Here is a 22,557-nt window from a genome sequence, read left to right as displayed (position 1 = left end):
AGTTGTCAGTTCCAGTTACAAGTGCAAGAATTGCCCTAAGATAATTCTTTTAGACTAGAGAATTAGGATGCCCTGTGATTTGCGACTTATTGTTGGCTGTTTCCTTCCTTTTCCAAAGGTAGAGTAATGGAATTTCCGAAGGCATTAACTGTCGATCGAAAATGCTCATATAGAAAGTTTAAAGGGACCGGCTTTCTTCGGTTCCCCTCAAGCTTCAGAATTCAGAGAAATGTACCCTTTTATGAAATCTCTGCAATAACGATCTCATCTTCATCGAGTGCCGGTTTCCCTTGACCGGGACCGTTTCCCTCGCAGGAATCGTCTGGTGCTCCATAACCCGCATCGTCATCAGGGCCATCGGGCACACCGTCGCCCGGACCGCTGCCATTGATTGAAAGAGCGATTCCAAAGACAAATAACATGAAAAGTACAATTGCGGTAATTCGTTTCATTTTCATCCCCCCGTTGTATTTGAATGATTAGATTTTATTGCTTTCCTCATTAAAGAGTGATTAAAGACCTCGATAATTGAACTGTCTGAGCGTTTCGATAACGGAAGTTTCAGGAAGACAAGGCAGATTTTGAAACGACTCCACTCTTATCTTAAAGCGGATTCTCTCTCCCGGGGGGGTTGACGCACCCTAATTTGCCTGCGCTCTATAGTGACTACACATAAAAGAAAAGGCCGCCGCTGTCCTGGTAATACGGTAGCGGCGGTTTAGTCTAGGAGTAAACAGGGGTAATTGGTTTTTATTTTGCTGAGAGAGCGGTACGCACTCTAAAAAGATTTCTCAACATGTTTCTGATCATCTCGACCAATCTATTCATGGAGCGGACAAGAACAGGCTCAGAACTCGCGGTTTCAGCCTCCAGGTTTTCCAGCAGCAATGTCGTGCTGCCTCCAGAGTCGACTTTACCAGCGCCGGGACCTTCTCCCTTTCCTGTTCCTGGAGAACCAAAACCTGCCCCGGGCTCCTGCCCATCAGGAATACCATCACCGGGACCCTTGCCGTTATTTGCCAGGGTCAAGCCAAATATCATGGAAACGAACAGTAAAATCAGTAGAACTTTTCTCATTACGGTTCCCCCCTTCTCATATATTAGTATGTTAGAGCATTCTTGATTAAAGAGAGATTAATGGTGAAGAATCTTCTGGGAAGCCGGCTATGCAGAATCGGTTGAGGAGGACTCCTCTGATAAAATCAGGAATGAAATGAACAAAGGGAGGTACTGATCTTGCAATGTGAAGTCGACAGAAATCTTGAGAAATGCAACTACACCTATCCGGGCTGTCCAAGAAAGGGAAAGTGCTGCGAGTGCATCGCCTATCACCGTAGAAACGGAGAACTTCCGGCCTGTTACTTCACTGAAGAACAGGAGAAAACCTGGGACAGAAGCATTGAGTACTTTGTGAAGGTCAACAGCAAAAGATAGCATTCAGATATAATGAAATCTCCAACAAGTGGAATGTATATCCTCTTCCAAATGAGATTCAGCATTAGATGCTAAAATGGAATGATTATAAATTGCCTAATCTCGATTCGGGATCGAGATTCTTCTGGAGGAAGAGTTGAATCAGAAGTTCTATAAGCGGTTCTTCACTTTTAAGGAGTGTTACCAAATTCTCTTCGATGCGATGAGAACAATGAAATACATGAGCCGTGCAAAGAGAAAAGAAGAGCTTAGCACCGAGTTGATCGAAAAGGTGATGCTGACCGTAACCGAAATAAACGGCTGCGAAGTCTGTACAGTCTTCCACAACAAGGTTGCCGAAAAAGAGGGTATAAAGGAAGAAGAGATTCAGATGCTCTTTGTGGCTGACGTTGAAGAGATCCCTCAGGAGGACGCTCCAGCTATTCTATTCTCGCGAGAATACGCAAACTCTTCCGGAAACCCCTCTGAGGATTCATGGAATTCTCTTAAAGCCCTCTATGGGGAATCAAAGGCTAAGGGAATACTCGGTGCTGTCCGGACAATCATGATGGGAAATGCCCTCGGAATAGTGTGGGGCGCATTAGTAAACCGTATTAAGGGAAAACCAGTTGAGGGAAGCAGCCTTTGGTATGAAATCAGTATGCTTGTCTCTTTCATCTTCCTCATCCCGGTGGCGCTCGTACATGCCCTGCTCGCAAGTCTTTTCAAGAAGCCCATAATTGCCTTCCAGACGCAGGAAGCTGCTGGTTAGACCGTAGTTGCGGGTAGGTGGTAGCAGGCAGGAAGATCATAGGATCAGTGGCAAGTTCTCAGTTCCAAGTTGCAAGAATAAATGACGAGGTTCGGGGTTGGTGGTTGCGGGTTGGTAAGAGCGAGTGAAACAGGATCACCGTTGAATGGTTCTCCGTTCGCCGAATAAAAAACTAGTTCTTCGTTCCGACGCTCCGCGTCCAAGTTCTTCGTTCTTGGTTAGAACCATGAAGCAGTAGCATCAAGATTCCGACCAGGAGCTTTGTCGGAATGACGGCATTTTACGTTTCTTCACTCCAGCGCTTTCAACTTGCTACTGCTCTTCATTAAAGACTAAGGACGGCTTTTAATGCTCTTGATCTTAAATCCCCGCTTGAGCGGGGGGGACCGCTTGCGGTGGGGAGTGTGCTCCTTGAACAACGTTTAGAATAGGTTGGCCTGTTCGAAATTGAACGACAAATTCACTCTTCACGTTGTTTGGTCTGTGATCCATAGGCATACTAATAGAAGCAACCTGGAATGAACATCGAACAACCCTCTCAGGGGACTATGTCAGGGCAGCAACTCTTCGAAACGTTGGAGACTCACACCTTCCTCCACTACGTGGCCCTCCTCCCTCAAGGGAGGACTTAAGATCAGGATCATCGGGCGCCAAACACAGCATTCGCGCGAGAACCAGCGCATTAATGAAATTTAACTACCTAACTCATGGTTAATGATGAGCTCCCTCAAGGGAGGATAAAAATCCTTATTCAGAAGGTCAAACAGTTTCTAAAGGATCGTCCCTTGATCCGGGGCATGGACTGTTTTTCACTGCGTGAAGCATTTTCTTTCAAACAAACAGCAGTCGTTTCGCCCGACATAGTGGGAGCTGGCCTGTGAAAGCAGACTGGCTTCTGAATGACTCCCGCGGAAGCGACATCACTTACGCTCTTGGTCTTCTCGGAGGAGAACCGTTGACGGTGGACCCGAGAAGGCTTCCTGTCGAAGGCGGCATCGCGTCTGACTATAGTAACATCACTTCCTCGCACCAGCGAGCCTCACTTCCGGCGATCTCTTCGCCCCATCTATCTTTCAGTCAACAGATCCAACCAGAGGAATTCGATCGGAACTAACAATGTTAGAATTTGGTGTAATACCACGAGGAGGTGTTGACAGTGAAAAAGGCTAAATTCCTTGTTCTGGTTGTTCTCCTTCTTTCAATCCTTTCGTTCTCAACGACCATCAAGATGTATCTAGTAACCGATTATCACTCTCACGCAATTCCCTTCTATTCTGAGGGGCAACGCGGGTTCGGGGGAATCGCCAAGATAATTGCTTTTCTGAAAGACAAAACCGGCGATGAAGACACTCTCGTTTTTGGCGGCGGAGACATGATAAACCTCGGGACCCCGGCGTGGTCCGACAAGTTCCACGCCATAGAGATGCCCTGGTTCAACAACATCTTCGATGCCATGGCTTACGGCAATCACGACTCGGAATACGGACCGGCAGATTTTCAGGAAGTCTGGAAAGATGTCACTTATCCGATTCTTGGCGCCAACGTTCTGGATGCGGGCGGCGTACCTGTCTTCGAATACTTTGGAAAGAGATACTTGGTCCTAGAAGTTGAAGGCAAGAAAATCGGTGTCTTCGCTCTTGCAGGATCGGATTTCGATAGTCTTGTCAAGCCAGCTGCAAGGCCAGTTGAAGGAGCGACTTTCGGAGATTTTATGATAACTGCGAGTGAGATCGTTGACGAAATGGAGGCAGAGGGAGTCGATCTTATCGTTTTTATAGGACATGCAGAGTACGAGGAGACGCTGAAATTGGCAAGAGAGATCGAAGGCATAGACCTGATTTTCGGTACACACAGCCATCTCAAGATCCCTCTTACAAAGATCGAGGGAACTGAAACATACTTCATTTCGCCTTATCAGTATGGAACATATGCGGCGGAAGTGGTAGTTTACTTCGGAGCCGACGGTCAGAAATCCATCTCGGGGTCGCTAATACCCATGGATGATTCCATACCAGAGGATCCAGTCATTGCGGATAAGGTAGAAAAACTTCAATACGAATTGGAAAGCGATTCTGAGTTCGCTCACCTGTTCGAATGGATCGGGGATGTCGAAACGGAACTATCTGCAGCTAATGTCAATACGGGAGAATCGGTGCTAGGCAATTTCGTGATGGACATCATTAGGGAGAAATCAGGGGCCAACGTCGCCCTCTCGACTTCGAGCAGCTTCAGGGCATCCATTGCACCGGGATCGACTGTTTACGAGGATCTGAAGAACGCCCTTCCTTATGTCAACACAATCTATGTCTACGAGGTAAAGGGAGAAACGCTTGAGAAGATTCTGAACCATTCAGTTAGCCAGAGCGGTACCGGGTTCTTCTCTCAGGTCTCCGGTGTGCGATTTATAATCAGCAACGGAAAGGCGACGTCAATTGAGGTCCAGGAAGACCCGGAATGCCCGGACAGCTTTGCTTTGCTGAATCCCGAGGCAACCTATCTGGTGGCCACAACGAATTATCAGGGCCTCTTCGCTCCCGGTTACAAGGATCTCTTTGCGGGGCTTCCATGCACCGATACTGGACTGGATGTACAGAAGATAGTCAAGGAATACATGCAGAACAACAGTCCGGTAAGCGCCAGACTTGACGGAAGAATTAGGTAATAGATAACCGCAAGTACAAACCCCCACTCAGGTGGGGGTTTTCTCTTGTGCAAGAAATATAATCTCCCGAACTTCTGACCCGTTTCAGTTTAACTAACTGTCTCGTCCAGCGCAGATTTTCTATCCGCCGCGGCCTTCTTTCTTTTCTGGAGATTCCTGACTCTCCAGAGGAACAGTGATCCGCCGACCGAAACAAGCCCCATTACTAGATAAACGGAAATTGCGCCTGCCCTGTCCAGCCCCAACCCGATTAGCGGCGAAAAGACTGCAAAGGAGAGGCTTGCGGTTAGACTCACTATCGAGATTATCGTCGCCCTGAAGGCATCTTCTATCTGCCTGTTGATATAGAATCTCATGATGGGCTGGTATAGAGCCCTGACTATCTGACCAAGCGCTAGAAATGCAAGCGAACCGACGTTCAGAAGAATCAGAGGGATTAGATACGCGCCTCCCATAAGTAACCCAAGGAATGTCAGCGATTTTCTCGGTCTGACATTTTCGAAGAGCTTCATTAGATACCTTGACGAAAGCGCACAAACGACGTTGAACCCGGCAAAGACAACCCCGTAGAGGGCAATATCCAGCCTGACAAGTTTAAAGTACGGCTCATACAGCCAGAAGCTTGCCCTCAGCATCACTCCCATCAGCGCTGAGAAGTACAGGGCCCATCTGACTCTCGGCTTCTTTACGGCATCGCCGAAAGACCTAGCAACGTGAACCAGATACGACTCTCTTGATCTTTCTCCATGGTCAGGCTCTGTGAAGAAGAGGGAATAGCCGCTCGATAGAAACAGCATCCCCAGAGATATCCAGAAGGGAATGTAAGGTGAAACTGAATATAGAAGCCCGCTTGCTATCGATCCAACGGCCTGACCTACGAAGATATTTGACATGGCCTTCGCTTCTATCTTGCTGTATTCCTTCTCTCTTTCCATTCTTGAAAGACTCTCGAAAAGTATAGCCGAGTCCGCACCTGAGCTGAAAGTCATTCCAAGTCCAAAGAGCAGCTCTGCAACGGCAAAGGCCAGAAAACTTCCGCAGAGAATATACAGAGACAGTCCGAAGGCCGTTATTACCGATGAAATCACGAGGGAGAACTTTCTTGAAACCCTGTCGGCTATCGAACCGGTCGGCACTTCGAAGAGAACAACTGCCACTGCCGAGATCGACTGCAGGAACATCATCTCCGAATAACTAAGCCCCTTGAAAAGCATATAAGGGACAAGAACCGGACCAATGATGAGCATGTTCTGTGAAAACTTGAAACGGTAGTAAACTGAGATGTTTCGATTCATCTTCTCCCTCATGAGATCATCTCCTAAACAAAAAGGGTGGCTCCCCGGCCACCCTCTCTTCGGTATTTTGAGATTTCTACAATTTGTATTTTCTCAGTAGATCATCCAGCGCTTCCCGTAAGAGTGATGACTCGGTTCTGTTCAAAAGGGCAGTTAGTTTTGCTAGTCCGTCGAGCTGCGATCTCAAGTAGTAGTTGGATTTCATAACCATCTTCGATTCCTTTTCAAGCGGTGCAAAGATTATCTGTGCTCTCCCTGTGACCTTTGCCTTTCTCACTCCCTCCGAAAGGAGGTTCAGCAGTTTCTCGACCGTCGACGCGTTCCTTGGAAACTCTCCCACTGCACCGCTGACGGTAAACCTAACCGTCTTTCCCTTGCATTCAAATGAGAGCTTCGAAATAGTTTGAGCCAAATCCTGCATCTCCATAAACAGAGTCTCAAGGGTGTACTCGCTGCTGTAGACAAAAAACTCGTCTCCAAACCTGACAAACGAGAGCTTCTCTGGGAGATTCTCCTTCAGCGTCTTATCTAGAATCTCGAAGACCCTGTCCCCGCAGTCTCTTCCATATTCCTTGTTCAAAAGCGAAAACTTGTCGATATCTATATCTGCAATAGCAAAGGGGCCTTCGTTTGAGAGTTTTTCGAGTTCTTCTTTCCACTGGTCAAAAGTCATAAATATCCTCCTATGTGTATACTTATATATGTATATAGCTATATTATCACCAAGTGTATTTATATCCGATTTCCGGAAGGTTAAATCTGGCAAGCCAGACGCGGAAGAATAAATGACGAGGTTCGGGGTAGGTGGGTGCGGGTTGGTAAGAGAAAAGAAACTGGTTGACCGTTGAGCGGTTCTCCGTTCACCGAATAAATCCCGTTCTTCCAGAGCGAGGATCTGTTCTTTGTTCATGGTCAAAATCGTGAAGCAGTAGCATCGAAATTCCGACCAGGAGCTTTGTCGGAATGACGGCATTTGATGTTTCTTCACTCCAGCACTTTCAACTTGCTACTGCTCTTCATGAAAGACTAAGGATGGTTTTTCACAGCGATCAGCCATCAGCTTTTCTTAGCAAGTGTCCAGCGGCTCTCAAGACCAAGATTCTGAATCAAGTTCAGAATGACGGGTTGTTGTGTTTTTAAGAGTTACAGGACGCTGTCATGTGATGTGATGTTTTCCGAATAACCTAAGTCCGTCATCCCGGACTTGATCCGGGATCTGGGTTTTTGAAAACCGTGGCCGCGGTTAGCGGGTTGCACGTTTGAAAGACCAGAGTGAAACCGCATCACCGCTGAATGGTTCTCAGAAGAAAAATGTTCTTAGTTCCAGAGCGCAGATCAGTTCTTCGTTCTTGGTTAGAGCAATGAAGCAAGAGCATCGAGATTCCGACCAGGAGCTTTGTCGGAATGACGGAATTGGGCGTTTTCGGAGTAACCATACGCTGTCATCCCGGACTTGATCCGGGATCTGTTCCAAGAACGAACAACCTGGACGCGCAGCGTCGGAGCGAAGAACCAGTCTTCCCGAAGGACGGGTCCATGGTTTGGGACGAAGGACGGCTCTTCACAACGCTCAGCGGGTTCTCCGCTTTTAAGCGCGCATCGGTTCTTATGCTTGCAACTAGGAACAGACAACTTGCAGCTGTTCTCGCCCGCGCAGCGGAACTGGCTGCACGCAGTGCGACGGTCCTGATGTTCTGCATCACTTGCGTTTCTTGGTTGTTCTTGCCACTGCTTGCAGTGACTGGCCTCAGCTTGAAGCTGAGACTGGCGCCACGAAGTGGTACTAACGAAGGCGGAGCCTTCACTGGCGGTGATGATTCTCGCCTTTTGACTGGTCTGCGAAAGCAGACTGGCTGTTCTTCCCTCACATTGCCTTGACTGAGTTTCCATAACACAGTAGAATGATCTCAGCGAAGTATTTTGCCGGGTTGCGGAGGCGATTTGTATGTTTGTTTTAGCCCACAGGGGTATGGGGAAGGGCAGATACGAGAACACACTTAGATCTTTCAAAGAGGGGCTATCGTACGGCGCACATGGAGTAGAGCTCGATGTCAGGCTTACAAAGGATGGCGTGGTCATCCTGAATCACGATCCCGATCTTAAAAGGACCATGGGACTGGATGTAAAGATCTCGGAAAAGACGTTCGCCGAACTCGAAGAGATGGGGCTTGTTGGATTTGACGCCCTGACCACTCTTGAAGAGATTTACCGGGAACTGCCCGAAGATATATTTGTCGATGTTGAGATCAAAGCCGTAGAGGCTGTACCTGAAGTGATTAAGATTGTCAAGAGATTCGACGCCCTCGAAAGGACTATGTTTTCTTCCTTCCATCATGATTGTCTTCATGAGTTCAAAGAGGAGTTATGCTGCCCTATGGTAGCCCCTATAATAGATAAGGAGCTTCTTCGACCGGGTGGTGAAGAGTTCCTGTACAAAGTGATCGAGAGATACAGGCCTTATTCGGTTAATCTCAACAAGGATCTCTTCGAAAACATAGGCCTGGAGAAGGGGCTTTCATTGCTTCGAAAGATCCGCGAAGAAGGAACGAGAGTTGCTTTGTGGACGTTAAACGATTCGGACCTATTTCTCAAGGTCAGAGATGTGTGCGATTTCTTGATTACTGACCGCTCTGATGTGATGATGGAGGTAGTATGAAATTTGACAGCCGAAAGAGTCTGATAGTGGTTCTTGTTAATTTAGCCTTGCTGACAATTCTTGCCGTGTCCTCCTGTGGCGAGAAACCCAATCCAGCAGAGGAAAAACTCACACTTTCCAGAGAGGAGATTCTCGCCCTTTGCGGACTGGAAGAAAGCGAGATAAGTTTCACCAAGATCAAGCTTGACGTTTCTGGAAAACCCCTGTTGACCGTGGCGGCCTACGACGGAGAGGGTAGACAGATCTTCTCGAAAGACTTTCCTCAGAGCGAAGTCAAGGGGGGATATGTGACGGTTGCTGTGATCAAATCAGAGATAATCGACGCGCTGAGGTTCCTCTATGCCGTGACCGACTCGAAAGGTAGCGTTTTCTCTTTCGTTCAGGATCTCCCTTATTTCCAGTATCAGGAGGTAAAGGTTGAGAAAGGCGACTATTCGCACATCTCTTCCAAAGGGGAATTCAGGTTGATAAGCGTCACATTTGGCCAGGAGAAACAGGATATTTTCCTCAATGTGAAATAGAATGAACAACGGGGAGGGATTGAAATGAAAAAACTGATACTGGTGGTGATCATGATGGCTTCTTTCTCGACATTTGGGGCAAGTTTACCAAAGGAACGGATCCAGAACGCCCTGGGCGTCCTTCAAGAGCTCACGCAAACGGAAGACAGCGGTTCTTTTATTGAGTTGTTGAGCAAGTCAAATGGGATAGTTATTTATCCCGAAATGGTGAAGGCTGCGCTAGGTTTTGGCGGGCAGTTTGGAGAGGGCTTTCTGCTGAAGAGAGCAGAGGATGGACGCTGGTATGGCCCTCTTTTTCTAAAGCTATACGGTATCAGCTACGGATTTCAGGCCGGTGTTCAAAAGAGCGGGCTTGTATTCGTAATAATGAATGAGAAGGGTATAGAAGGTTTCCTGGGCAACAACGTTACCCTCGGCGGAAGCGCCTCTATTTCGGCCGGACCTACCGGAAAGACTCTCTCCGCCGACACCGATTACAAACTCGAAGCGGCTATCTACTCTTACTCTGTCAGCAACGGTATATTCGCCGGCGTTTCCCTGGGAGGATCTATAATCCGGCAGGATTCGGATACGAACAGGGAGTATTACGGGCTGTCTTTGACTCCTCAGGAGATTATCGAGAAGGAAGCAATCGGAGACGATGTAAATGAACTGATAAACTTTCTCGAATCTCTTATTGTTCGGCTGAACTAATCGTGTAACTGTTACGGAAACACCATTTATCTATTGAGATGCAACTGGAGCTCACGGAAAGCAATCTAATCTGTGAGCTCCTGTTCTTATGATATCCGGCCCTTGCGTAATATAATCTCTTTGAGACAAGGTCACATTTCTTAACGCGAAGGAGAGATTAGGTTTTGAGACTCGTGTTGATTGTCTTTGTGGTTATCGCATCTGTTGGTTTGTCTGTCGATATCCAACAGATCGAACCGCTTATAGGCAGCTACTCCGAATTTACTTCTAGAGGGTACGAAATGGAAGAAGGCAGTTTCGCCACCGTAACAGCGATTCCATTCGATGCAATATCCAACCTCGATTTCCCGATAAAGGATGTTGTCGGTTTGTTGTTCTTCGAGCTGCCGGAAGGTCCCTCACGTGTATCGTTCCTGAATGTGGCCGTTACGGGGAAGTGTAAGCGCGGAGAACCCGTTGAAGGAGTCTGGGCCGATCTCTTCATAATTGGTGAGGAGTATATCTTCCAGACGGAGAGGTACAATCCTTATATAGCTATTGATTCAGAGGGCCTGTTAATCGCATTTTGTGTCTATCTAGATACGTCCATTTACTACTCCGTAACTCTCGAGGGTAGAATCATGGACGTGCAATGGGAGTTCAACGTCGGCAAATGAAATTGTGATGCAGTCTTGTCCAGTTGAGGAGGCAGAGTCATTTTATGAGAAAACTAAGTAGAAAGATATCGTTACAGTTTCTGCTCTTCGTCCTGGCAGTCTTGACTGTCCTTGTAGCTCTGCTTTCCGTCACATTTGTCCGCACAGCGACCGACGAATACAAGAGCTATCTAAGCTCAAAGAAGCAATCCGTCTTTCAGTGGTTTATCGACTTGCGCAAGGATATGAAGGTTTTTGTCGACGGTTATTCGCTTGAGGGAGTTATTGATGATGGTTGCGATATTCTCATTCGACTTGGAGACGAGCGAAAGACAATTCTTAACAGGCCAGCCATCTCAGAAGGGCAGTTAAACGAAATCGAAGAAGCAGAAAACGGATTCAAAATGCTCGAGGGACAGCTCGTCTACTTCTCGACTGTAGAGAGCAACGAATCGCGATACGTTGCCGGAATTGTCTTCGACAATGAAGATGTGGAAGAACTGTCGGCATTTCTTGGGCAGGACGGAATCGCCTTCCTTCTGATCGATGATCACTTCGTGATCCCGAGAGAGTTCTCGGATTCCGGCCTCTATGTGAGAACGGTGCTGGATGAGGAGAGGTGGTCAAGTGAAATCCCCTTCACCGTGAGCGAACCGAGGCCCGCCTTCTCTTTCTTCTCCTCGGGATCGTTGTTCCTCGCCGACAAGGTTTCGATCGGCGGAGCCGACATCTATGTGTTGCAGTCTGAGGGTCTAATGGTGATGCTCAGGAATAGGCTACTCCCGATACTCAGCATTGTGTTACTCGGGGTATTCGGCTTTTCCTTCGTGCTGTCCTTCACTCTCAACGCCCATATATCCAAGGCCCTGTCGGAGCTGCTGAAGGGTTTCGAGTCGATAAAGAAGGGCTCCTTTGTCAGGGTTAAACTCAATTCTAATGACGAGTTGGGCGAGATCGCCTCAGAACTGAACAACACGATGGTCTTCATTGAAAAGACGCTTGACAGACTGAAGAATTCGAATGAAATGCTCAGGAAGGTTTCGAAGGAGGCACAGCAGGCCAGCAAGATGAAATCGGAGTTTCTGGCAAACATGTCCCACGAGATGCGCACCCCTATGAATGCGATTCTCGGTTTTGCCGAGCTACTGATGAACGATGAGACGAATCTGGAAAAAATGAAGTATCTCAAGACAATATACAGGAGCGGGGAACATCTTCTCAGTCTCATAAACGATGTTCTAGACCTCTCAAAGATCGAAGCGGCGAGATTCGATCTGATAATCTCCCCGTACAGCCCTGCAAAGCTGGTGAAAGAGATCACCGAAACATATCTGCCCATGGCGTATTCGAAGGGATTGCATTTCGCAAACAGCATTACAGAAAGGGTTCCAGAATACGTCGATGGAGACGAATTTAGGGTGAGACAGGTCCTGACCAATCTGGTATCCAACGGACTCAAGTTTACTGACAAAGGTTACGTTTCAGTGCTTCTCGATTACGATGGCCACCACCTGATATACACGGTTCAGGATACAGGTTCGGGAGTCTCCAGAGAAGAGATAGACAAGATCTTCGAGCCCTTTATTCAGGCCGACGGTACGATGTCGAGGAAGTTTGGCGGAACGGGACTCGGTTTAACCATAACGAAGAAGATCGTTGAACTGATGGGCGGGTCAATACGCTTCGAGAGCAAGGTTGGCGAGGGTTCGAAAGTCACAGTTAGGATTCCTTCTAACGTTTCCAAGGAAGTACCGAAGCAAAAGGAGAAACCCGAATTGCCGCCAACGGGAAAGGTTGTTGTCGCCTCCGACGACGAGGACTTCCTGACAATCGTCGGCGCGATGCTCAAGAGAAATGGAGTGCACTACGAATCTGTGAAAAACCTTTCGAATCTCTCGAGAGCTGTAAGGGAATTAGGTGCGTCCCTTGCAGTGGTAGACGCGCCAAAGAATGCCGACGATGCCCTTGCCGCGCTAGATGGGATAGACGAAGCTGCCGTCATTGTGATCACAGATACCACCGAGAACGAAATCCATTTCGGGAAGAAAGTAAACGAAATAATTCAAAAGCCCGTAAAGGAAGACGAACTTATCGGCAAGATCGGCAACTACATGGACCTCGGCCCGGGGCAGGACAACGTCAAATACAGGATATTGCTAACGGAAGACAACGAAGCCAATCAGCTGCTTATAAAAGAAGTTCTTGAAAAGGCCGGTTACTCTGTCGACGTTGCCGGAAATGGCAAGCAGGCGATCGAAATGGTGAGAAACTTCAACCAGTACAATCTCATCCTTATGGACATGCAGATGCCGATCATGGACGGCTATGAAGCTACAAAGGCCCTTAGACAAGAGGGTTACAAGATACCAATCGTTGCCCTGACCGCACATACGATGCAGGGAGACGAGGAGAAGACGATCGAGGCCGGTTGTGACGGCTTTTTGGGAAAGCCGGTCAGGCAGTCGGATCTTCTCGAGATCGTGCGATACCACCTGGGCATATTCGGGAAGACGGGTAACAAGAGATCCGGAGTCCGTCCAATTCAGCGAGAGGGAAAGCATTCGCCGGACAATATCACAGTCTTCGCGAAGGATATGGGGCTCTCCATGGAAGAGGCCTCGGCCATGTTCGAGGAGTACGGGAAACACATCGACAAGACAGTGGCTACTCTCGAAAGTGCTCTTGAAAGGAAAGACATGGGTTCGATCGCAAGAGAAGGCCACAGTCTTAAGGGTTCCGGCAGAATGTATGGGGTTGAAGAGATTTCCGGGGTCGGCTTTAAAATCGAGACGGCCGGGAAGAGCGGCGATGAAAACCAGATATCAGACGGGATAGCAGAGCTCAAGAGGATTTATCGTAAGCTCTGGGAGTGAGGAGCGGCGACTGCAACAGAAGGTCTCTCGCTTCTACCTGGGTTTTCAAGGATCGTCAATACTCTCTGAATTTTCTCAGCAGAGATGATCCCAGACAAATTTCTAGAATGCAATTCACTTCGCTATAATCCGGTCTATGAGGAACCCTGAACCTCAGCCAGCAGAAATTCTCCGTTTAGAGAAGTACTGGAATTTTCGATATGATAACATTGAGATCATTGTCTCTAACGCCGAAAAACCTGTCGTGACTGGAAAGTTCTAGAGCGTAGGCATTGGACAGTCCCAGGCGAAAATCCTTTGGAAAGAGAGGGGAACAGTATGAGCAAGGTCTTCTTTACAAACATGGAGACGACTCCCGAAATGGGACTTCTGAAAAAAGTCGAGGCCTTACTTAAGAGAGCCGGACTTGAAGATGTGGTCCAGAAGGATAAACTTGTCGCCATCAAGCTTCACTTCGGGGAGTACGGAAATCTCGCATACATCCGGCCAAACTATCTGAGGGTGATCGCCGATCAGATAAAGAAACTGGGGGCCGTTCCCTTCCTCACTGATGCGAACACTCTTTACAAAGGGAGCAGATCAAACGCAGTCGATCATATCACAACCGCCTCCCTGAACGGTTTCACAATGGAATCTGTGGGCGTTCCCGTAGTGATCGCCGACGGCTTGAGAGGTTCCGATGAAATAGATGTGGAAATTGAGGGAGATTACATAAAGAAGGCTAAGATCGCATCGGCCATTGCTCTCGCCGACTCGCTTGTAGTAGTCAGCCACTTCAAAGGGCACGAACAAACGGGCTTTGGAGGCGCTCTGAAGAACATCGGAATGGGTTCGGCGTCGAGGGCAGGAAAGATGGAGCAACACTCGGAATCGAAACCCGTAGTAAGAGAGAAGAACTGTGTAGCCTGCGGAATGTGTGAAAAGAACTGCCCTACTGGTGCTATTACTGTCGATAGGGTCGCAAGAATAGATTATGAGGTCTGTATCGGATGCGGCCAGTGCATAGCCATGTGCAATTATGGCGCGATGAGTGCAGGTGCTGGAGGAACGCCGGAATCTCTAAGCAAGAAGATCGCAGAATACGCTCTGGCGGCCTCAAAGGGAAAGAATGCTTTATATATCTCCTTCATAAACAACGTATCGCCAGACTGCGACTGCTGGCACATAAACAGGCCTCCAGTCGTGGAAGACATCGGCATAGTGGTGGGCAGAGATCCCGTAGCGGTGGACAAGGCTTGCATAGATCTGGTGATAGGAAGGCTCGGATACGACCCCTTCGAAAGGGCCCATCCCGGAATTAGCTGGCGCCACCAGCTTGAGCACGCCGAAAAGATCGGCCTGGGCGAAAGGAGCTACAAACTCGAGAAAGTAGCCTGCTTCGGCAGATAGAAACTTGGATTCGTGTTAGCCTGATTACTTAGTCTAAACCAGATCGGTTATCAATCCCTTTACTATGCCGCCCAGCGTCTCCAGGCTGAACTTTTCTCTTCCTATCTGGAAGTTTTTTTCCGCGGTTTCTTCGTATTTCTCTCTGTCGAAGAGGAGTTCCGTGATCTCTTTAACGGCGCTAAGGATAGTCTGCTCCGGTATTTCTGCCAATCCGTCGCTGTAGATATACCTATCGCCCAGATCTACGAAAGAGATCCCGCTGTTCTGTATATCGCTCTTGAATACGCTGTATCTGAAGAGGGCAAGGGGCTTCCTGTACACAAGCGCCTCCAGAAGCTGGTTCCCCCAGCCCTCGAATACGGTTGGATATATAACGATGTCTGCGACGCCGTACGATTCGAAGAAGGCCGCCTGGCTCAAGGAGGATGAAGAGGAGATGTCGATCGCTTTTACTCCGAGCTTGTTCGCAAGTTCATCTAGCTTTTTCCTGTAGTCCATCGACTGCCTTTCGGTCAATCCGGAATACACGAGGACGGCCCTCCCAGTAAACGGCTCCCCGTTGTAAAGCTTTTTCCCCTTCAAAGATCCCGCGATATTATTGAAAGCCGCGATTAGCCTTATAGAGATCTCGACCGCCTTTCTCTCCGTTATCCTGGTTGCCTGGAGAAAGACGATATCCCCCTTCTCTATCCCGGCCTCGCTTCTGAGCGTTCGAATGCGCTCATCGGAGATAGAGACGGGCCCGCTGAAGTCCATCACATTCGGCACCACGGTAGCCCTGATACCCCTCCTCTCGAAGAGATCGGAAGCGGAGATCGAGTTGATCGTCAGGTTCTTGACGTTTGGGAGATCGGGAGGAAAGTAGTTTTCCAGGAGCTCCATGACGCTTCGATAGGGACTGCTGTAATAGGGGCGGTCCCACCAGAAGTCATGGTTGTGAGAGATAAACGGCTTACCCGACTCTTCCGCGAAGTCATGCAGGGCCAGTCCCGCAGGTATAGACCATCCAAGCGACCAGATGTTGTTCGGTATAAGAAGATCGAAGTCAGAGAGAACCGATCTGAAGCTGCCTAGAATCTCGGCGGTTCTGATGGAGAGTTCATCGAGCAGTTCGCTCTCCGATGAAGGCGTACTGCCGTAGAGCTTCGAATTCAGGATTTCATTTTTCTCGTCGTTGTATTCTATCTCCGGAATCACAATGTCGACACCGGGAGCGTTGTTTCCCGCAATGATCTCTACCGAGTGACCCATTCTCGAGAAAACCTTGCGCCACTTTTCCATTTCAAGGGAAACACCGTCCATCAGTCCGGCCCTGTAATGAATCAAACCCACTCTCATAAGAGCACCCCCTTGCCGAATAGTCACAGGAACTCACTACTAATATCCAATAATCTCGCCGGCATGTCAACAGTCAAGATGGCCAACACACTTACGAGCCGTTTGGAACGGGGGGCAAAGATGATAAAATCCATTAATATTTATATTTTCCTAAGGAAAAACGACTCTTGATGCTTCTATAAGGAGGGACCGAATTGAAGTGTGGAGTAGTGCTTACGGGTTGTGGCTCTGAGGATGGAACGGCCGTTGACGAGGCCATAATGACCTTCCTCGCCCTGGATAAGGCAGGGGTTGAAGTTGTTTCTCTGGCACTGGACAAGGATCAATACGAGGTTATTAACCACCAGACAGGAAAACCGGCTGAACTTGAACAGAAGCGAAACCAGCTCGTAGAATCGGCAAGACTGCTCAGCGGACCGGTAAACAACATTGATACTTTCAACTGGGAGGATCTGGACCTGCTCGTCATTCCCGGCGGTAAGGGAGTCTTGAAGAGCCTATCTACATTTGAAGACGAAGAGGATCACTACAGAGTTAATAAGAGCCTTGAAAGGCTTATCGTGAACTGCTTCTTCGGTAAGAAACCTCTGGGAGCGATCGGAGAAGGTGTTTTAATACTTGCAAGGGCTCTCGAGAACGTAGCCTCCAATCTTACCGTCACCGCTTCGGGCAATCCCGAAGATAGGATGACCGTCGTCGAAAAGCTGGCCATCGATCACGTCCCCTGTGAAGTCGGAGAGATGTGCGTCGATAAGACAAACAAAGTTGTAACTGCCCCGCTTCTTGTTCGAGAAAATGGACTCATGGAAAAGAATGAGAGCATCGAGACTTTCGTCAAGAGACTGTTCGACCTGCTGCCAGGTTGAAACCTATCATAACGGTTCTCCCTCAGGCCTTTTCAGAACCTCTATAAAGGAGTTCGTTGACTGCAAAAGAAACCACTGCGATAATGAAGGGAACGAGGTAGAAGATTATTCTATAGATTATTAGCGCTGCCACAAGAATATCCGGCTTTAAGGAGGGCGAGAGAATAACTACTGTAAGCGCCTCAAAGACTCCCAGACCTCCGGGGACCTGACTCGACAGACCTGCAAACTGCGACAGCAGGAAGACGCCAAGAACCTCAAAATAACCGATTTCCGGGGGGAGAAGCATGAAAAACACTCCTGCGGAAAGCAGCCAGTCGAGAATGGATATCCCGGTCTGGACAAGCGTGAAGGACCTCCCCGGAAGAGTGAAACTCTTTCCTCTTATTCTGAACGGACGTTTTCTGAAGCTAACCACTACCATATATAGAACGTAGATCCCGGCAGAGGCTATTCCAATAACCTTCAGTGATCCGAAGGGGACTCTGACTGCACTCTGAAGAACGGGCGGCCAAAGAGTGAACAGGATTCCCGAAAGGGCGAAGAAACCAAGCCAGAAAGTAAGATAGTTGAGAATTATTATTAAGAGGATCTTCCCTCCTGCTACTCCCCACTTTCCGTATAACCTGAAGCGGACGCTTGTACCCGAAAGAAACGTGAAACCGATATTCTTGCTGAAAGTGTATCCAACGAAGGAAACAAGAGCGGTCGACGTAAATTTCAGTTTGACTCCCGCCCTTCTGGAAGAGATCAGATCATAGAAGCTCAGATTCAAGTAAGTCAGAAAGGTCAGGAAGACCGCTATTACAAGCCTGGAAGCCGGAACCTCCCCGACCTTTGCAGCAATATCGCTGATAGTGTATCGACTCAACTCACGAACGAGCACGTAGATCGAGACAGTGAACAGAGCTATTCCCAGAAAGGGCAGAAGCCTTCTTAAAGAGAGAAATACCTTTCTGATGTCTATCACTAGAGAATCTCTTTCGGAACTCTAACTCGCACAGTTACCAGTGGATTCACCACCTGGCTTATCATCAGATCGCACGTGATGCTTGTCAGCATATAGGCTCTTTCAGCGGGAATAGACTTCCAGTCCGAGATAAATTCGATGGCTCTCTTAACCGCCCCGCGGCTTGCCTCTTCAAGAGTCTTCGCGCTGAACAAAAGGTAGAAAGCCTCTTCGGTTTCGACGGTGGGACTTTCGACTGGCATCTTATCTATATCTACACTGAGTCTCACAAGGGCTCTTATCTCGACTCCTGTGCCGCCGACTTCCCCGTCTCCCATTCTCGCATGAACGTCACCGAGGGAGAGATTCCCTCCCTTCACGAAGACCGGAAGATAAACTCTCGAACCGGCCGCAATATCTTTTGTGTCGAGGTTTCCGCCATGACTTCCCGGAGTTGTACAGGAAACGGAACCTTCGGCCGGAGAGTTTCCGATTACGCCTATCATAGGTTTTATTTCGATGCGCTCTCCCAGAAACGACATGAAATTGCCGTCAATCTTGACGATTTCGGTAACGCACTCCCTGGAGACATTGCTAACCGGGCCCCAGAAGGGACAGGTCTCGACAACGCCCTGACTGTCAAGCTCTATGCTCTCTATACTGACTACTATCGTGTCACCCGGCATCGCTCCCTTAACGGCGATGGGCCCGGTAGCCGGATTCACATGAGTGAAGTCGAAGTCTCCTCCGACGGTCTGTGACTCTAAGACGATCCGGTGGCAGAAGCAATCCTCCGTCTCCACTATTACAGTATCCCCCGGGCTGACTTCCAGAACGGGCTTGTGTTCAGGCGACATATCGTACACTACTCTGTCTCTTCCAATTCTGTGTAACACGGGACGCACCTCCACTGACTGATATTGTCTCAATACTACCTCGACGTTGTTTTAATCCAAAGAGATATCATATGTTTATTATAATAAGGGAAATCAGCACCATGCCTAAGGATATCATCTCGAGCTTCTTGAGCTTTTCACCGAAGAACATAAGGCTTCCAAGACTTATCATCACAACGCTTCCGGCACTGTAAACGGGAAAGACCACGGAACCCTTCATTTCTTCCAGGGCCATTATGAGAAAGAAGGATGAGAAGAGGTTTGGCAGTCCCACGATCAGTCCTATGATTGCTTCCCTCTTACGGAAAGATTTACCGGACCTCTTCAGAAAGAATGCGCTTATCGCAAATGCGCTTGCAAAGACGCTGAAGAGAAAGACATTCTTGTATCCGCTGACGGTGTAGTTCTGGAACAGCTTGTTCATAAATTCGGCCAGTCCGCCGGTAATAAACAACATGACTAAAGCGGCTCTGAAATTCTGCCTCCCCGATCCGAAAGGGTTGTTCACGAGTACGATCGAGAAGATGGCAAGGAAGATCCCGACCCACTGCAGCGCTTCCGGATACTCCTTCCAGACTAGCAAAGAAAGAATCATGGGTATTAGAATCCCCAGCTTTCCGAAGGCTCCCGAAAGGCTTGCCCCGCTTTCCCTGACACTCTTCTGATAAAAGATGAAGGAGAGAAAGAAGAAGAGGCCGGAAACGAGTCCCAAAGAGAGGCCCCAGACTACGCTGCTGGTGAGGCTGAAGAGACGTTCTCCCTTCACTATCACTTCGGCCGGAGATCCTCCGCCGGGACCTATGGCCGGTCTTTCAACCGCCATCATGACGAGTGCTACCAAAAACGCGCTCAGGTAATTGAACGTAGTAACCGCGAGCCTGTTGTAGCTTCTTCCCTCCGTCACTTTGAAAATCATTGCTATGGAGGAACTGGAAAGTATCGCCAGCAAAAGATAGAACACTCCAACCTCCCTGATTCGATGCCTTCTCTTCTTATTTGCAGGTGTAATATATTCTTAGCGAGCAAGACAATTATGCCACAGTCTCTGTACGGGATGGTGATTAGATGGCCGAAAGACTGATAGAAGTATTCTCAGGTTCCGACCCCGAAAAAGATCTGAAGGAAATGCTGGAAGAGAAATCGATAATCGACTACTGGACGGTTAAGACATCGGAAGAGCTTTGGCAGACGAAGATACTGGCGCTTGCCGAAAACAGCGAAAAGATCCTCGACTCTCTCGAGCAGCGCTTCACCCAGGATGAATCCTTCAGGGCAATACTCTTTCAGGTAGAAGCCTCGCTTCCAAGAGCTCAAGAAGAGGAGAAAGAAGAAGAGAATCAGGCCACGGAAGAGGAGAATAAGCCCAAGAAGGGAATCTTCAAGCGAATAAGCAGAGAAGAGCTTTATCACGACATCTCGGAGATGATCTCGAACGACGCGGTAGACATAGCGATGATAGTATTGTCGGCCATCGTAGCTACGATAGGCCTTGTGAGAAACAGCCCCGCAATAATCATCGGGGCGATGGTGATCGCTCCGATGCTAGGGCCAAACGTCGCGCAGTCCTTTGCAACGACGCTCGGAGACTTCGGACTTCTCGCAAAGTCCGTGAGAACGAATCTGATCCGTATCGGGCTGGGCTTTGCCTTTGCTCTTGTTTTCGGGCTCTTATTCAGACTAGATTACACTACTAACGAGATAACCAGTCGAACAGTGGCCAACCTGGGCGACATTGTGCTGGCGTTCGCATCGGGAACGGCTGCGGCCCTGTCGATCAGCTCTGGGGTATCCACTTCGCTCATTGGGGTTATGGTAGCCGTTTCACTTATGCCGCCTCTGGCTGCGGCAGGGCTGCTCCTCGGAAGCGGAAATATCGACGGATTCTCCGGAGCGATACTCCTGTTCTTCGTCAACATTGTCTGTATAAACCTCGCTTCAATCATAACGTTCAGACTTCAGGGGATAGAACCGCGCTCCTGGTGGGAAGCGAATAAGGCGGGCAAGGCTGTTAGGGTTACGATAATTGGCTGGGTAGTAGTCCTCGGGCTTCTGGCTCTCTCGCTATTCCTGAGCGAAGTCCTATGATACGGTAACATATGTTACCGATCGGGGCTCTTCGGTTTGCTAAGATAGTACTAACATTAGAGGCGAGGTGATGAAGTTGGTGAAGAGCTCAATCGAAAAGGGCAAAGTTGCACTTGACAGACCCGGACTTAAGGGCCGGATAATCTACGACAGAGAGAATGCGCAGGCGGTCGTCATTGACATAGCCGAGGGGATGGAATTGGCCGAGCACAAGACACCTGTCGATGTTTTCATACTAGTGCTCGCCGGTAGAGGAATAATCACAATCGGCGGAGATAAGCATGAAGTAATGGAAGATGACATCATTGACAGTCCGAAAATGATACCGCACGGAATAGTCAACACCGGAGAAGAGACTTTGCGGGTTCTGGTAGTGAAGGCACCTCATCCATAGAAATTGAGGCCGGGTCTAAGCCTTTCCGACCCGGCCTCTCATTTACCAAGTCTTCAGTCAATCCGAAAAGAGAATTTTAAAGTTATATCGTCGGAGTTCTTATTATAGGTCTGCTTCCTCTATTTATGCTGTTCTTCTCATAGATCATTATCTCAAAGGGAATCCTGAAACTGAGAGAACCCACCGCACCCTTCATACTTCCGAGGCTTCTGTCCCTCGAGAAGTTGATCAGCGTTATGCCCTCTTCCCAGGCGCATCTATGGATCTTTCTTACGATCTTTCGCGCGCTTCGGATATCGTCCCAGCCGAAGAGAAGAACGTCCCAGGACCTCAATCGCTCATTCATTTTCGGGATCCTCACCAGCGGTGAAAGAGTTCCCTGAGCCAGAAGCTGGAACGCCCTCAACCCCTTTGAAAGGCGTGTGATTCCAAAGTCCTGCTCGCCGCTCGTGTCGAGAACCAGGGCGTATGCACCTTCAGTCTTGAATAACCACAATCTCCTCTCTGTAATCATCACCTCGAAGGCCTTCGTACCTTGAAGAAGAAGGTCATGATCCTTCTCGAGAGGTTTGTACAGGTCCAAAATCGTTTCCAGGTCGACCTCCCTTTCCACAAAAACCGACTTCTCCTGAGAGGTCTTCCTAACCGGGCAGGCGTAGAAGTCCAGAATCGCCGTAGTGGAGAAACCCATGTGCTTGAGAATCTTCTTCGAGGCAATGTTGTCGGCCTTAACCGACGCATATCCGAAATCGAAATCCGTGGGGCCGAGCAGATTCTGCAGTTCCTGAATGATCGATTTCAGCCAGCGGGCTACTTTCAGCCTGTATTTCGGGTTCGTCCGAAGCCCAAAGAGATAGATGGCCTTTTTGATCTCTCCGTTTACGATCAGGTTGTCGATTCCAACACCGATACATCCAATGATGTCATATGCGTCTTCGGCAATCATAATGAAACCCTCTTCGAAGTACTTCAGTCTTCCAAAGAAGTCCTCTCTGAAGGCGACCAGCCAGATACTCCCCTCCTGAGCCGACTCTCGCTCGATCTTGAGGAGCTTTTCGTTGTCATCGATTGAGGCGAATCTTACATGGATGTTTCCTGCCTTCTTGTTTTCCATCAACGG

General features: G+C 48.6%; 21 protein-coding genes. 12 read left to right on the top strand and 9 right to left on the bottom strand.

Going from position 1 to position 22,557, the window contains the following annotated elements; translation table 11 throughout:
- Positions 1-239: 239 nt before the first annotated feature.
- Positions 240-452, bottom strand: coding sequence for a hypothetical protein (locus THEBA_RS00700; RefSeq protein ID WP_014730031.1), 213 nt, complete (start codon positions 450-452; stop codon positions 240-242).
- A gap of 298 nt (positions 453-750) precedes the next feature.
- Entirely contained in the window at positions 751-1,077 is a 327-nt protein-coding gene (locus THEBA_RS00695) for a hypothetical protein (RefSeq protein WP_014730030.1), read from the bottom strand.
- A 159-nt stretch (positions 1,078-1,236) separates the two neighbouring features.
- Between THEBA_RS00695 and THEBA_RS00690 the strand changes: the two genes are divergently transcribed.
- The 3 genes from THEBA_RS00690 (at position 1,237) to THEBA_RS00675 (ending at position 4,847) form a co-directional block, all read left to right on the top strand.
- Positions 1,237-1,434: a DUF6485 family protein gene (locus THEBA_RS00690; protein ID WP_014730029.1), complete on the top strand. Its 198-nt coding sequence runs from the start codon at positions 1,237-1,239 to the stop codon at positions 1,432-1,434.
- 136 nt (positions 1,435-1,570) lie between these two features.
- The gene (locus tag THEBA_RS00685; protein ID WP_014730028.1) at positions 1,571-2,185 is read left to right on the top strand and encodes a carboxymuconolactone decarboxylase family protein; all 615 of its coding nucleotides are present in this window, start codon (positions 1,571-1,573) and stop codon (positions 2,183-2,185) included.
- 1,156 nt (positions 2,186-3,341) lie between these two features.
- A complete protein-coding gene (locus THEBA_RS00675; protein ID WP_014730027.1) occupies positions 3,342-4,847 on the top strand; it encodes a bifunctional metallophosphatase/5'-nucleotidase in 1,506 nt (501 codons plus the stop codon).
- An 89-nt stretch (positions 4,848-4,936) separates the two neighbouring features.
- Here THEBA_RS00675 and THEBA_RS00670 read toward each other — a convergent pair whose 3' ends face one another.
- Together THEBA_RS00670 and THEBA_RS00665 are read right to left on the bottom strand one after the other, a co-directional pair.
- Positions 4,937-6,154: an MFS transporter gene (locus THEBA_RS00670; protein WP_014730026.1), complete on the bottom strand. Its 1,218-nt coding sequence runs from the start codon at positions 6,152-6,154 to the stop codon at positions 4,937-4,939.
- 64 nt (positions 6,155-6,218) lie between these two features.
- Positions 6,219-6,815 (bottom strand): GGDEF domain-containing protein, encoded by a 597-nt coding sequence (locus THEBA_RS00665; protein ID WP_014730025.1) that lies wholly within the window; start codon positions 6,813-6,815, stop codon positions 6,219-6,221.
- A 1,272-nt stretch (positions 6,816-8,087) separates the two neighbouring features.
- Here THEBA_RS00665 and THEBA_RS00655 point away from each other — a divergent pair.
- The 6 genes from THEBA_RS00655 to THEBA_RS00630 all read left to right on the top strand — a co-directional run bounded on the left by THEBA_RS00655 (position 8,088) and on the right by THEBA_RS00630 (position 14,909).
- Positions 8,088-8,798, top strand: coding sequence for a glycerophosphodiester phosphodiesterase family protein (locus tag THEBA_RS00655; RefSeq protein ID WP_014730022.1), 711 nt, complete (start codon positions 8,088-8,090; stop codon positions 8,796-8,798).
- Entirely contained in the window at positions 8,795-9,319 is a 525-nt protein-coding gene (locus tag THEBA_RS00650; protein ID WP_006490187.1) for a hypothetical protein, read from the top strand. Before THEBA_RS00655 ends, THEBA_RS00650 begins: the two co-directional genes overlap by 4 nt.
- A 24-nt stretch (positions 9,320-9,343) precedes the next feature.
- Positions 9,344-10,012 (top strand): lipid-binding SYLF domain-containing protein, encoded by a 669-nt coding sequence (locus THEBA_RS00645; RefSeq protein ID WP_014730021.1) that lies wholly within the window; start codon positions 9,344-9,346, stop codon positions 10,010-10,012.
- A gap of 173 nt (positions 10,013-10,185) precedes the next feature.
- A complete protein-coding gene (locus THEBA_RS00640; RefSeq protein ID WP_236609229.1) occupies positions 10,186-10,668 on the top strand; it encodes a hypothetical protein in 483 nt (160 codons plus the stop codon).
- A 44-nt stretch (positions 10,669-10,712) separates the two neighbouring features.
- Positions 10,713-13,520, top strand: a complete 2,808-nt coding sequence (locus tag THEBA_RS00635) for a hybrid sensor histidine kinase/response regulator (protein WP_006490184.1) — start codon at positions 10,713-10,715, stop codon at positions 13,518-13,520.
- A 318-nt stretch (positions 13,521-13,838) separates the two neighbouring features.
- On the top strand, positions 13,839-14,909 hold the full coding sequence (locus tag THEBA_RS00630; RefSeq protein WP_014730020.1) for a DUF362 domain-containing protein: 1,071 nt from the start codon (positions 13,839-13,841) through the stop codon (positions 14,907-14,909).
- A gap of 33 nt (positions 14,910-14,942) precedes the next feature.
- Here THEBA_RS00630 and mggS read toward each other — a convergent pair whose 3' ends face one another.
- The gene (gene mggS / locus THEBA_RS00625) at positions 14,943-16,247 is read right to left on the bottom strand and encodes a mannosylglucosylglycerate synthase (RefSeq protein ID WP_014730019.1); all 1,305 of its coding nucleotides are present in this window, start codon (positions 16,245-16,247) and stop codon (positions 14,943-14,945) included.
- A gap of 194 nt (positions 16,248-16,441) precedes the next feature.
- On the opposite strand from mggS, the gene elbB reads away from it, so the two are divergent.
- Positions 16,442-17,113, top strand: coding sequence for an isoprenoid biosynthesis glyoxalase ElbB (gene elbB, locus THEBA_RS00620; protein WP_006490179.1), 672 nt, complete (start codon positions 16,442-16,444; stop codon positions 17,111-17,113).
- Between the two features lie 22 nt (positions 17,114-17,135).
- Here elbB and THEBA_RS00615 read toward each other — a convergent pair whose 3' ends face one another.
- From THEBA_RS00615 to THEBA_RS00605, 3 genes are all read right to left on the bottom strand, one after another.
- Complete coding sequence (locus THEBA_RS00615) at positions 17,136-18,083, bottom strand: lysylphosphatidylglycerol synthase domain-containing protein (protein ID WP_014730018.1); 948 nt, start codon at positions 18,081-18,083, stop codon at positions 17,136-17,138.
- Positions 18,083-18,958 (bottom strand): acetamidase/formamidase family protein, encoded by an 876-nt coding sequence (locus THEBA_RS00610; protein ID WP_014730017.1) that lies wholly within the window; start codon positions 18,956-18,958, stop codon positions 18,083-18,085. Before THEBA_RS00610 ends, THEBA_RS00615 begins: the two co-directional genes overlap by 1 nt.
- Before the next feature lie 67 nt (positions 18,959-19,025).
- A complete protein-coding gene (locus THEBA_RS00605; protein ID WP_014730016.1) occupies positions 19,026-19,919 on the bottom strand; it encodes a DMT family transporter in 894 nt (297 codons plus the stop codon).
- 104 nt (positions 19,920-20,023) lie between these two features.
- Here THEBA_RS00605 and THEBA_RS00600 point away from each other — a divergent pair, with 104 nt between their 5' ends.
- On the top strand, positions 20,024-21,043 hold the full coding sequence (locus THEBA_RS00600) for a TIGR00341 family protein (protein ID WP_014730015.1): 1,020 nt from the start codon (positions 20,024-20,026) through the stop codon (positions 21,041-21,043).
- A gap of 70 nt (positions 21,044-21,113) precedes the next feature.
- Positions 21,114-21,437, top strand: coding sequence for a cupin domain-containing protein (locus THEBA_RS00595; protein ID WP_014730014.1), 324 nt, complete (start codon positions 21,114-21,116; stop codon positions 21,435-21,437).
- 82 nt (positions 21,438-21,519) lie between these two features.
- Here the strand turns inward: THEBA_RS00595 and THEBA_RS00590 are convergent, their stop codons facing one another.
- Complete coding sequence (locus tag THEBA_RS00590) at positions 21,520-22,551, bottom strand: GNAT family N-acetyltransferase (protein WP_014730013.1); 1,032 nt, start codon at positions 22,549-22,551, stop codon at positions 21,520-21,522.
- Positions 22,552-22,557: the final 6 nt, after the last annotated feature.

It is taken from the genome of Mesotoga prima MesG1.Ag.4.2, assembly GCF_000147715.2.
GTDB lineage: Bacteria > Thermotogota > Thermotogae > Petrotogales > Kosmotogaceae > Mesotoga > Mesotoga prima.
The sequence above is the reverse complement of the archived record's forward strand: the minus strand, read 5'-3'. Positions and strand labels throughout refer to the sequence as shown.